This is a genomic window from Chitinophagales bacterium (assembly GCA_019694975.1).
In the GTDB taxonomy this organism is placed as follows: domain Bacteria; phylum Bacteroidota; class Bacteroidia; order Chitinophagales; family UBA10324; genus JACCZZ01.
In genome coordinates, this window is sequence record JAIBAY010000005.1 from 75,285 (window position 1) to 87,816 (window position 12,532).

At 45.2% G+C, this 12,532-nt stretch carries 10 protein-coding genes; 5 read left to right on the forward strand and 5 right to left on the reverse strand.

Features of this window, described 5'->3' with window-relative positions; all coding sequences use genetic code 11:
* Positions 1 to 39: 39 nt before the first annotated feature.
* Positions 40 to 1,233: an ADP-forming succinate--CoA ligase subunit beta gene (sucC, locus tag K1X61_10705; GenBank protein ID MBX7109105.1), complete on the reverse strand. Its 1,194-nt coding sequence runs from the start codon at positions 1,231 to 1,233 to the stop codon at positions 40 to 42.
* Positions 1,234 to 1,549: 316 nt separating this feature from the next.
* Here sucC and K1X61_10710 point away from each other — a divergent pair, with 316 nt between their 5' ends.
* The 5 genes from K1X61_10710 (at position 1,550) to K1X61_10730 (ending at position 8,817) form a co-directional block, all read left to right on the forward strand.
* Positions 1,550 to 2,200, forward strand: a complete 651-nt coding sequence (locus tag K1X61_10710) for an ABC transporter ATP-binding protein (protein MBX7109106.1) — start codon at positions 1,550 to 1,552, stop codon at positions 2,198 to 2,200.
* Positions 2,201 to 2,273: 73 nt separating this feature from the next.
* On the forward strand, positions 2,274 to 4,316 hold the full coding sequence (locus K1X61_10715) for a M13 family metallopeptidase (protein MBX7109107.1): 2,043 nt from the start codon (positions 2,274 to 2,276) through the stop codon (positions 4,314 to 4,316).
* A 291-nt stretch (positions 4,317 to 4,607) separates the two neighbouring features.
* Positions 4,608 to 6,524: a RecQ family ATP-dependent DNA helicase gene (locus tag K1X61_10720; GenBank protein ID MBX7109108.1), complete on the forward strand. Its 1,917-nt coding sequence runs from the start codon at positions 4,608 to 4,610 to the stop codon at positions 6,522 to 6,524.
* A gap of 74 nt (positions 6,525 to 6,598) precedes the next feature.
* A complete protein-coding gene (locus K1X61_10725; GenBank protein MBX7109109.1) occupies positions 6,599 to 7,693 on the forward strand; it encodes a glycosyltransferase in 1,095 nt (364 codons plus the stop codon).
* On the forward strand, positions 7,690 to 8,817 hold the full coding sequence (locus tag K1X61_10730) for a glycosyltransferase family 4 protein (protein ID MBX7109110.1): 1,128 nt from the start codon (positions 7,690 to 7,692) through the stop codon (positions 8,815 to 8,817). The genes K1X61_10725 and K1X61_10730 overlap by 4 nt, the downstream gene beginning before the upstream one ends.
* A 4-nt stretch (positions 8,818 to 8,821) precedes the next feature.
* Here K1X61_10730 and K1X61_10735 read toward each other — a convergent pair whose 3' ends face one another.
* From K1X61_10735 to K1X61_10750, 4 genes are all read right to left on the reverse strand, one after another.
* Complete coding sequence (locus K1X61_10735; GenBank protein MBX7109111.1) at positions 8,822 to 9,514, reverse strand: ATP-binding cassette domain-containing protein; 693 nt, start codon at positions 9,512 to 9,514, stop codon at positions 8,822 to 8,824.
* A gap of 44 nt (positions 9,515 to 9,558) precedes the next feature.
* On the reverse strand, positions 9,559 to 9,762 hold the full coding sequence (locus K1X61_10740; GenBank protein ID MBX7109112.1) for a hypothetical protein: 204 nt from the start codon (positions 9,760 to 9,762) through the stop codon (positions 9,559 to 9,561).
* Between the two features lie 127 nt (positions 9,763 to 9,889).
* Positions 9,890 to 11,368, reverse strand: coding sequence for a hypothetical protein (locus K1X61_10745; GenBank protein ID MBX7109113.1), 1,479 nt, complete (start codon positions 11,366 to 11,368; stop codon positions 9,890 to 9,892).
* Positions 11,369 to 11,500: 132 nt separating this feature from the next.
* Positions 11,501 to 12,466, reverse strand: a complete 966-nt coding sequence (locus tag K1X61_10750; protein ID MBX7109114.1) for an MlaD family protein — start codon at positions 12,464 to 12,466, stop codon at positions 11,501 to 11,503.
* Between the last annotated feature and the right edge of the window lie 66 nt (positions 12,467 to 12,532).

Below are 12,532 nucleotides of genomic sequence, written 5' to 3' on the forward strand. Positions count from 1 at the left end.
TTTACACAAGCAAACGTTAACCAGCGTGCTTTTTACAAATCAAGCCGCAATCACTTTATTCACCAGCTCTGCTGCTTCGCGCAGTTCAATGGCAGAATAGACTTTCAGTCCTGATTTGTCAATGAGTTCTTTTGCCATTTCCGCATTAGTGCCCTGCAGCCGCACAATAATCGGAACATGAATGGTTCCGATATTCTTATAAGCATCCACAATCCCCTGCGCCACGCGGTCGCATCGAACAATGCCGCCGAAGATATTGATGAGGATAGCCTTCACATTCGGATCTGACAGGATGATGCGAAAACCGGCTTCCGTTGTTTGGGCATTGGCTGTGCCACCTACATCGAGGAAGTTTGCCGGTGAGCCGCCTGCCAGCTTAATCATGTCCATGGTAGCCATAGCAAGACCGGCACCATTCACCATGCAGCCCACATTGCCATCGAGTTTGATAAAATTAAGATTAAACCTGCTTGCTTCTACTTCTGTGGGGTCTTCCTCAGAAAGGTCACGCAAATCGGCGTATTCCTTATGCCTGTATAAAGCATTATCGTCCACTTTCACTTTGGCGTCAACTGCGATGATCCTGTTATCGGCAGTTTTCAAAGTTGGGTTGATTTCAATCAATGCTCCATCCAGATCTACGTAGGCCTTATAAACATTAGTCACGAAGGATACCATGTTTTTATAAGCATCGCCTGACAAGCCGAGGTTGAAAGCAATCTTTCTGGCCTGGTAAGGATGCAACCCGTCTTTGGGATCAACCCATTCCTTGTGAATTTTTTCAGGTGTTTTGGCGGCCACTTCTTCAATGTCCATTCCACCTTCGGTTGAATAGATGATCACATTCCTTTTCTGCTCACGGTCGAGCAGCACACTCATATAAAATTCCTTACGATCCTTTTCATCTCCGTAATAGACATCTTCTGCAATCAATACTTTATGCACTTTTTTTCCGGCAGGGCCGGTTTGTGGTGTAATGAGTTGCATGCCGATGATCTGCTCCGCCTTCTCCTTCAGTTTATCAAGAGAGGTGGCCACCTTTACGCCGCCTCCTTTGCCCCTGCCACCGGCATGAATCTGTGCTTTTACCACCCATACAGTGGTGCCTCTTTCATTTTTAAGTTGCTTGGCTGCTTCAATGGCTGCATCTGCCGATTCCACTGCAATGCCTTCCTGCACAGGAACGCCGTATCGCTTCAACAACTCTTTGCCCTGGTATTCGTGTAGATTCATGGTAGCTTTTTAAAAGACGCGCAAAAATAGCTTGAATAATCTGAAATCAGAAAAAGCTTTCGGTGTATCCTGAATTTGCTTCGACCAACTAAAGTGCCAAGGAAAGATTGGTATTAAAAGCTGACCCAAACGATAGTCAATTCAATGGGAAAATGCCAAAAAATGCAGGCTGCCGGAATAACAAAGCCTTCATGAAGCTGCTGAAAAAACGGCACCGCATACATTCAATAAAAGATCGCCTGCATAGCACTTCAGACAAGCCTAATGAATGATCTGTTGTAAAAATTGTTTCTTTGAGTCAGGCAATTTTTTATACATGATTCAAGCCACCCACCTTCATAAATACTACGGAGATCTTCATATCCTCAGGGATGTATCCATTGAAATTGCAAAGGGTGAAGTGGTGTCTATTGTGGGTCCTTCCGGTGCGGGCAAGAGTACACTGCTGCATATTATCGGCACACTCGACCGTGCGAACCAGGGCCAGGTGTTGATTGAAGGAACGGATGTTTTCCAACTTCCTGATAAGAAACTCGGCGTTTTCAGAAATCAACACATCGGTTTTGTGTTTCAGTTTCATCACCTGTTGCCCGAATTTACGGCGATTGAAAATGTATCCATCCCCGCACATATCGGAAGAAAGGATGTAAAGCAAACTAAAGAAAGAGCTGTTGAGCTGCTTACCTACCTTGGCCTACAGGACAGGATGGAACATAAACCTGCTGAACTATCCGGTGGCGAACAACAACGTGTAGCTGTTGCCCGTGCACTCATCAATGCACCGAAAGTGGTGTTGGCAGATGAACCATCTGGCAACCTGGATTCTGATTCTGCCAAAGAACTGCATCGTCTTTTTTTTCAGCTGCGCGAAAAGTTTAACCAGACATTTATCATTGTGACCCATAACACGGAACTGGCCAACCTGGCTGACAGGAAGTTGACGATGAAGGATGGTATGATTGTTTAATTGCCCTGTTGGTCGAAAAAAACTTTCCCGCCCGCTGCGGTTAAATATCTTGTAACCAAAACATCATCTGAAAATGAAAAATAACCCCATAAACCTGCCGGTGGTGCTGTTCCTCATACTCGCGATTACCGCTTGCAAACAGACGCCTTCCACGCAAAACACAGAGAGAAAAACGCTCTCGTTACAGAATATCAATCATAACATCAGGCCCGGCGACGATTTTTTTCTTTACGCCAATGGCAACTGGTATGATACGGCTACTATTCTTCCCACTGAATCAAGAGCCGGAGCGCGCCTGGAAATGGATTTCAAGACCAAAGCGAATATCAAAAGTATTTTGGAGGAAGCCGCAGCCACTGCAGCTCCCAAAGGTTCGGTGGAGCAAAAAATCGGGGATTTTTATGCATCTGGCATGGATACCATCACCATAGAAAAACTCGGATTTCAGCCCGTACAACCTTTTCTTCAGCAGATTGAGGCACTGCAAAGTACTGGTGACATAATGAAATTTGTTGCGGCGCAATGGAAGCTGAATCATCCCTTGCTCACCGGGCAGTATGTGGGGCCTGACGATAAAAACAGCAGTAAAAACCTGCTGGTATTTTATCAGGCAGGCCTTGGTTTGCCCGACCGTGATTATTATTTTATGAAAGATGAAGGCACCCTGGAAGTAGTAAATGCTTACAAGGCTTATGCTACACAGATCTTCCGATTAACCGGAGATGATTCCCTGACGGCAGCTAAGCATGCAGCGATTGTTTATCAGTTGGAAAATCAGATGGCGGCAAGTCATCGCACTAATGTGGAGTTAAGAGACCCTGCATCTAACTACAATAAGATGGCAGTGGCAGACCTCGATAAAAAAATGCCGCATATTGCCTGGAATACTTTTTTCGCTGATCTGGGCATTCAAACCGATTCCATCAATATTGGACAGCCTGCTTATTATCAGAAGCTGGATGAGTTACTTGCATCAACACCAGTCAGCGTATGGAAAACCTATCTCCGTTTCCACTTGCTGGATGATGTAGCCAATGTATTAAGCAATGACTTCGTAATGGCTCATTTTGCCTATTACGGTAAAGCACTGAGCGGCCAGCAACAAATTAAACCACGGTGGGAAAGAGTGTATGGCATCATTGACGCAAGCATTGGTGAAGACCTTGGCCAACTGTATGTGCGAAAGTATTTTTCTCCGGAAGCAAAGCAACGCATGAAGGACCTGGTTGATAATCTTCAGCAGGCATTTGAAGCACGCATCAACCGGCTCGACTGGATGAGCGACAGCACAAAAACTTCGGCGAAAGAAAAGCTGCACGCTTTTATGAAGAAGGTTGGCTATCCTGATGTATGGCGCGACTATAGCCCTGTTATTATTGACCGTAACAACTGGTTTGAAAATATTGAAAATGCAGGAAGAAATGAATTCAATTACCAGATGGCTAAAATTGATAAGCCGGTTGACCGCAATGAATGGGGTATGACACCACCTACCAATAATGCCTATTATAATCCAACTACCAATGAAATAGTTTTCCCGGCAGGCATCTTACAGTTCCCCATGTTTGATGTCGCATCAGACGATGCATTAAACTACGGCGGTATCGGCATGGTGATCGGCCATGAACTCACGCATGGTTTTGACGATCAGGGATCGCAGTACGATAAGGACGGGAATCTTAAAAACTGGTGGACCAAAGAAGACAATGAGAAGTTTAAGGCAAAAGGAGAACAGGTAATCCGCCTTTATGACGGCTTTGTCGTACTCGACTCCGTGCATATCAACGGTGCATTGACACAAGGCGAGAACACTGCGGATATCGGCGGCATTGCCATTGCTTACGATGCCTTTAAACTTACCAAACAGGGACAGGACACAACGAAGATTGACGGTTTGACGCCGGATCAACGCTTCTTCTTGTCTTTTGCACAATGCTGGCGCAAAAAGGTGAAGGACGAAGCATTATTGCAGCAAGTGAAAACAGATCCTCATTCACCCGGCATTTACAGGGTGCTTGGACCGCTGATGAACTTCACTCCTTTCTACACCGCATTTGATGTTAAAGAAGGTGATAAGATGTTTGTGCCGGAAGAGCAGCGCATCAGAATCTGGTAATAAAGAACCACTTGATCACCGTATTGCATTCTCCGTTAAATATAAACATCCAATTGTTTAAAGGCAACTGATGGGCGGCTTAGTGGCAAAACAATTCACGGCTTACCATCACTGCATGAATCATGCGCTGCAAAATTTATGTCCCTTCCCTTGAATCAGTTTTCTTACGTATCAAAAGTATAGTGCAGGCAGAAGCCGGCATGTAAAATAAATTGGCGGCTCAGCAATAGATAAATGTTGCATTTTCGTTCCACGTATCGGTATTAATATGCCTTTTATAATTTTATGGTGATGAGTATCCATAGCCTGCTGAAAAAATATTGGGGTTTCGCGGATTTCCGCGACATGCAGGAAGATGTCATACAATCTGTGTTATCGGGAAATGATACACTGGCACTATTACCAACCGGTGGCGGAAAATCCATCTGCTTCCAGGTGCCTGCGCTGGAAAAGGAAGGTATATGCATCGTGGTTTCACCGTTGATTGCACTCATGAAAGACCAGGTGGCTCATCTTTCACAGAAGGGCATAAAGGCAATTGCTGTTTACAGCGGCATGAGCCAACAGGAAATTGACCGTGCAATAGATAACTGTGTATACGGCGACTATAAATTTCTATATGTATCACCAGAGCGGCTTTCAACGGATATGCTGCAGGTACGCGCCGCCAAAATGAAGGTAAACCTGCTCGCAGTCGATGAGGCGCACTGCATCTCCCAATGGGGATATGATTTCAGGCCACCTTATCTGCGCATTGCGGATTTCAGGGCTATTATACCTGGTGTGCCAGTGCTTGCATTAACCGCCACCGCCACACCGGCCGTTGTCGTGGACATCTGCGATAAACTGCAATTCAAAAACAAGGTGGTATTTCAAAAAAGTTTTGAGCGTACCAATCTCTCCTATTCTGTATTGATGGAAGAAAGTAAGTTGGAACGGCTGGTAAAAATGCTGGAAAAAGTGCCCGGTTCTGCCATTGCTTATGTACGCAACCGGCGCAAAACAAAAGAGATTGCAGGGTACCTGCAGAAGAAAAAGATCAGTGCTGATTATTATCATGCAGGGCTGGATCATGTTACACGGTCGCAAAAGCAGGAAGCCTGGACAAAAGGCAGGTTACGGGTGATGGTATCCACCAATGCTTTTGGAATGGGAATCGACAAACCCGACGTTCGCCTGGTAGTACACATGGATGTGCCTGATGATATTGAATCCTATTTCCAGGAAGCGGGCAGGGCCGGAAGGGATGGAAAGAAATCATTTGCCGTATTGCTCTACAATAGCAGTGACGTGACCGATCTTACAGAACGCCTTGAACATCATATTCCGCCAATCGCAAAAATCCGGCAGGTGTACCAGGCACTCGCCAACAATTTTCAACTGGCAATTGGAGCAGGTGCCAATCAAAGTTTTGACTTTGATGTTGCAGTATTTTGCAAAAACAATCATTTCCATCCGCTCGAAACTGTGCAGGCGCTAAAAACACTGGAAATTGAAGGTTACATCGCGCTTACAGATGCAGTATTTATCCGTTCACGGCTGCTGCTGCCCGTAAGTAAAGAGGTGCTCTACCGGTTTGAGGTGGAAAATCAGCGCCATGAAGTATTGCTCCGCACATTATTACGCGCTTATTCCGGCATCTTTGAAGACTTTGTCACCATCAATGAAAATGATCTTGCCAGATTTACAGGATTAACCAGGGATCAGGTGGTGGCACAGTTGAAAGAACTGGAAAAATTCAACATACTGAAATATGAACCGCAGAAGGATGCACCACAGATTATTTTTCTGCAGCCAAGGAAAAACAGCGATACCCTTTCCTTTGACTATGCCTTGCTCAGGCGCAGAAAGGAGGCCCATGAGGCCCGCCTGACTGCCATGAAACAATATCTTACCACTACCACTACATGCCGCAGCCAGATATTACTGAATTACTTTGGCCAAAAAGAAGCACCACGCTGCGGGATCTGTGATGTGTGTCTGCGGCGTAACCGCATCGAACTGACTGACCTCGAGTTTGAGCAAATTACAGAACAGGTGAAACGCCTGGTACAAAGCAAGCCACACTCCATCAGTGAAGTAGTGAGCAAAACACCTAAAATGCATGAAAAGAAAACACTGGAAACCATTCAATGGCTGTTAGATAATGAAGAGTTGAAGCTTAATGATCATAATCAACTCACCTGGTCTGATGGAACACACCACTAATTCCAGCAAGTATAAAATTTAAAGCATAAAACAAATCAAGCAAACTAAAAGGCGGCTATAAACCAATCATCTACTTGCAACGCATCATCTTCACGGTAGTTAATGATCTCACTTACGATCAGCGCATGCACAGAATCTGCACATCGCTGAGCGAGGCGGGCTATCACGTCACACTCGTCGGAAGGAAACTCAGAGAAAGTGCGCCACTCGGTGCTGCCGCTTACCGTCAGCATCGCCTCCGCCCCTTCTTCCGCAATGGAAAAATGTTTTATACCGAATTTAATATCCGGCTCTTCTGCTACCTCTTGTTTAAAAAATTTGATGCCGTTTGCGGTATTGATCTCGACACGATACTGCCATGCATTATAGCTGGAAAAATGAAGGGTACGAAAGTTATCTATGATGCACATGAATTGTTTCCGGAAGTTCCTGAAGTGATTAACCGGCCTTTCACACAGCATGTCTGGCGACGCGTAGAGCAATTTGCTGTGAAGCGAATCAGGAATTGTTACACGGTAAGTGAAGGACTTGCAGCGTACTTCAGCAGTAAGTATGGAAGTCATTTTGAAGTTATCAGGAATGTGCCATTGCTTGCCAAAGAATCAACGGCAACAGCTGCAGCGGGTGATACAAAATTTATTTTTTACCAGGGCGCGCTGAATGAAGGAAGAGGGCTGGAACAGTTGATAACTGCAATGGAATTCATTCCGCTGCAATTGAAAATTGCGGGCGACGGCGACTTGTCTGAGCAACTCCGCGAACTCGTAAATGATAAAAGATTGCAGGACAAAGTGCAATTCCTCGGCAAAGTGCAACCAGGCGATTTGAGAAACATCACACATAAAAGTTTCATCGGCGTGAACCTGCTCGAAAACAAAGGGCTGAGTTACTATTATTCACTGGCCAACAAATTTTTTGATTATGTGCATGCCGGCATACCGGTGATAACGATGAATTTTCCCGAATACCGCAACCTGAATGCGCAACATGAAGTCGCGGTACTGGTAAATGATCTCGACACTGCCACACTGGTAAGCGCCATCACCGGTCTTGCCGAGAATAAAGATGCGTATTTTCGCCTCCGGCAAAATTGCCTTACTGCAAGGAATGCCTGGAACTGGCAGAAGGAAGTGCAAAAGCTGCTGGCCTTTTATCAATCGCTGTCATGAGCAAATCGTTGCACATCATCTCCTTCAATATCCCCTATCCTCCTGATTACGGCGGAGTGATGGATGTATTCTACAAGATCAAAGCGTTGCATGATGCGGGTGTAAAAATCAAACTCCATTGTTTCGAGTATGGCAGAAAGGAATCTGATGTACTGAACCAGCTCTGTAACGGAGTATTCTATTACAAACGGGAGCACAGCCTGCGTGATTTCACTTCCCGCACACCTTACATTGTTAAAACACGCAAGTCAAGCGAACTGCTCAAAAACATTGCGCAGGATGAAGCTCCTATCCTGTTTGAAGGATTGCATACCTGCTATTACCTCGATCATGAAGAGCTGAAGAACAGGGTAAAGGCAGTACGGATGCACAATGTGGAATGGGATTATTACCGGCACCTCGGGAAAAATGAGAGCGGAATGTTCCGTAAGTTTTATTTCTTCACTGAGTCGGTGAAGCTGAAAAGCTTTGAGAAAGTATTGGCAGCGGCAGATCATCTCCTGCCGATCTCCAAAAATGATTTTGACTACCTGCATAAGAAATTTGACAGTGTTACGGAACTACCGGCCTTTCATCCAAATGAAGAAGTCATCTCAACCCCGGGCATGGGAAATTATGTTTTATACCATGGCAACCTTGCCGTGGTGGAAAACAACCAGGCAGCGCTTTTCCTGGTAAGTAAAATCTTTAATGACCTTAATGTGAAGCTGATCATTGCCGGCTCTGATCCATCCTCGATGCTTGTGGACAGCGTGAAAAAGAACAGGTTGGTAGAATTAAGGATCAATCCGGGCGAAGTGGAGATGATGAGACTGATACGCCATGCGCATATCAACCTGTTGCCTACTTTTCAGAATACGGGCACTAAACTGAAATTGCTCAATGCCCTGTTCAACGGCCGTTTTGTGGTGGCCAATTCACCGATGGTTGAAAACACAGGACTGGAAGAGCTTTGTATTGTACGTGACAAGGCCGGCGAGATGAAGCATGCGGTGGAAGAACTGATGCCGGTACCTTTTAAAGATGAAGATGTGGCGCTGCGAAAAATTATTCTGGGAAAAGATTATTCCAATTCCGCTAATGCTGAAAAACTGATGAAGGTTTTATTTAGTGTGAGCCGGTAACCTGCTATGCCGTTTCCAGCACTGCCATATCGTGCACCTTTCCGTTTTCGCACTTCAGCGTGCGCGATGGAAATTTCTGAATAGTCATGAAATCGTGCGAGGCAATAAGCACCGCGGTATTTGATTTAAGGCTGATATCCATCAACAGCCGCAGAATTTCATCGGAAGTATCAGGATCAAGGTTGCCGGTAGGCTCATCCGCCAATATCAGCGCAGGGTGATTCAGTAATGCACGGGCTATAACGACTCGCTGCTGCTCGCCCCCTGACAGTTCATGCGGCATCTTGAATCCTTTTGTCTTCAGGCCCACCATTTCCAGCACCTCCGTAATGCGTGCCTGCATTTTTTGCTTGTCTGTCCAGCCCGTGGCATGCAGCACAAAACTGAGATTGGCGTCAACCGAGCGGTCTGTCAGCAGTTGGAAATCCTGAAAAATAATACCGAGGTTTCTGCGGAGGAAAGGAAGCTTTTTCCAGGTGATTGACTTCAGGTCGTGCCCCGCCACAAAACCGCTGCCGCCGGCAAGCATCAAGTCGCCATAGAGTACTTTCAGCAATGAACTTTTGCCGCTGCCTGTTTTGCCAATCAGGTAAACAAACTCGCCTTTGCGGATCGTGAGATTCACATTGCTCAGAATCAATGTTTCCTGCTGATAGATGACAGCATCCCGCAATTCTATAATCACTTGTTCTTCCATGTTACACCTCATTAAATTGATTAACTCCCTGTTACACCTGATGCTTACAGCTCCAGTTTCTGTATTTTCCCGTAAGGTAATTCTGCTATTATTTTTTTCACGGCTGCTGCCTTATCCAGCAATCCGATTTTTTTCAGAGCGTCTTCCGGCCTGTCGGCGCGAAAATAAGACAACAACGTAAACTGGTCATCGCGAATCTGCACGTAATCGGGAATTTTTACCTTGCCGTGAATCTTGATGATGAACATGCTGTCGCTTTTTACACAGAAGCAATCAAAGTTCGGGAAGAGTTATGGGATCAAAAAATCATGACGGAACAAGTTATCCCCAAGCATATTGAGTTGGCTGCAAAGTGTAATGACCTGAAATACCACATTATTTTTTCACTTCGTCAAAGCGCAGCAATTCTTCCCTCGACCCTGGTTTTTCGCCGATGAGCCATTGAAAATTTTTCAGCCTCGATTCTTCTGCCGGAAATTCTTTTAGCGGAAAAAGCGTAGCATCAGGCTGTGTGAGAAAATAGATGCGGTCAACTTTTTTATCAGCCGTGAATAAGATCGTCATATTGCTGCAGATGGCCTTATTGACGCCGATATAAGCATTACTGTCATCTTTCGCGTAATAGATGCTCTCCCCATTTCCCTCCACATCCATCTTTTGCAAATAGCCATCGCTGAAAAAGCCATGCATGTCTTTGCCTGAAACCTGGTTGTATAATCCTGCACCCGATTCTTCAACGGCAAAAGCATTCTGAAGTAGATCCATCCGGTGCAGCTGACTGCCTTTAAGGTACATGTTCATGGTGTCAGCATTCAATTGATTATTATCCACCCACAAGACAGGTTTATCAAACATACGGAACACAGAATCGCGGTAGCTGAAGGCGATTGAGTCACAAATGCCCTGCAGGTCGCTCTTAAATATTTTCACGTGATGAAATGCAAACAAGTTGCGGAACTGACCCACGGTATCCTTGTAAGAAAACAGTGTATCGGCTGTCACGAACATCGAATCGTTATCCATCCCGATAATGAGCACTGCATTTTTTGTGGCCAGTATGCGGTCGCTGTTTTCATAATACTGTGCAAAATTTGCCCGCATATAAAGGTGATTGAGGGTATCTGACCACCGTATATTCGAGCGGGCATGGCCATAACCTTTCTTCCGCTGGAAAAAGATCGTATCTGCTTTCAATTGCTGAGTCTTTGTATCCAGCCGGGCGTTTTTTTCAAACTGAGAGATATCATAACGGGTGTTGTAATATCCGCTCTCACAATAAACATCAAATGAATCGGAGTGAATGGTGGTAGGACTTACAAAGTAAGCAGTCTGGCTGGCTGTATTAAACTTCAGCGTATCGGTGCTGAGGAGGTAGTCGGGGTGCTTTAGTTTTACTTCCTTTTTAAAATAAACATCTGCTGTATTCGCGTAATAATAACCGTGTTTACTTGTAAGCACTGCATCATCACTCACCAGTTTGCCGCCCTGCAGATAGAAGCCGACACGCGTATTGAGATCATAGTCGAGTTGTTCCGTGGTGAGTACCATCTTCGCATCGGTCAGCTTCACCTTCGATTCGAGCTTGGCCTTTTTCAGGTTGCCATCATAATGCAAGGTTTCACCATAGATGTTAATGGTATCACCCTGTTTGATGTGTACACTTCCGAAAGCGTCTACCCTATTTTCTTCAAAGTAAAAATCGGCCTGGTCGCAAAACAAGGTTACTTCCTTTTGCCGTAGCTGCACATTGCCTACCAGTTTTCTGACTGGCATGCCGCCTTGTTCGTTGTACTGCAATTCGTCGGCATTGATGATTTCGATCGGCTCTCCGGTTTGTGCGATTGCCAGCTTCAAAAAACATATTGACTGAAAGCATACCAGCATCGCGGCTGCCCGCCATCCAAAGCATTTCATGGAACACAGCATCTTATCACGGCAGAACTTCCTCCGCCTGTTTGACAGCCGTGATGTGAAGTAGTTCTTCAATTATTTATTTTCCGTTTCCTTAGCTGATTTATCCTTTTTCCCAAAAACAGATACCTGCACATAACGGTTAGGGTGAGCTTTCAGATCCGTAACTAAAGCATCGAGTGACTTTGAGGATGCCTCCAGGTTATTGTAGAGTCTGTCATCATTCACCAGTAAACCCATAGAACCCTTGCCTTCATTGATCTTACTCATCACTTCTGCTGTCTGTTCCAGCACTTCCTTCGCCTGCCGGATGGTGTTACCTATTTCACTCCGTCTTACGGTATCAGTAATGGCCGTGAGGTTATTGAGCAGTGCGTTGATTTCATCCTGGTTATTTTTCAGGTTAACTGTAATAGATTCAACATTTGAAAAAATACGATCCAGCCGGCTCACATTAGCCGACAGCATTTCATCTACTTTAGTGGATGCCTTATCAAGTGTGTTCAGTGTTGTTTCAATACTTTTCACGCTACGCTGAAGATGCTGCTTCGTCTCGCTGTTGAATATACCATTGATGGAATTGATGGCCGAATCCATCGATGCAATAAGCGCTTCCGCCTGTGATTGTACTTCTTTCATACCATTTCTTGCCACACCGGAAACAAGCGTATCACCACTTTCATAAAATTTACTGAAGGCTGTAAAATCCAGCTGAATGGCTTTGGGACTGATAAAATCAGGGCTTACCACTGTGGCGGTTGTTCCGACCGGAATCTTCAGATCAGGGGTAACCGCTACGGAAACCACGATCTGCCCGGAACCATCATTGGCCAACTTGATATCCTGTACATGTCCGACTTTCATGCCATTGTAGCGAACGGCACCTGCAGGAGCAATACCGGCGGCATTGTCGTACCGGATGTAAAAGATGTTATCACGGCCAAACACATTTTTGCCGCGCAATAAATTGTATCCGAGTACAAGCAAAACAATTGCAATCGTGGCAAGCACTCCCACCTTTGTTTCATTCGATACTTTCAACTGCATAATTTTAGCTCGCGGCAAAAATAAAGTTTTATAAGTTATGTCGCATGGAAGACAAACGCA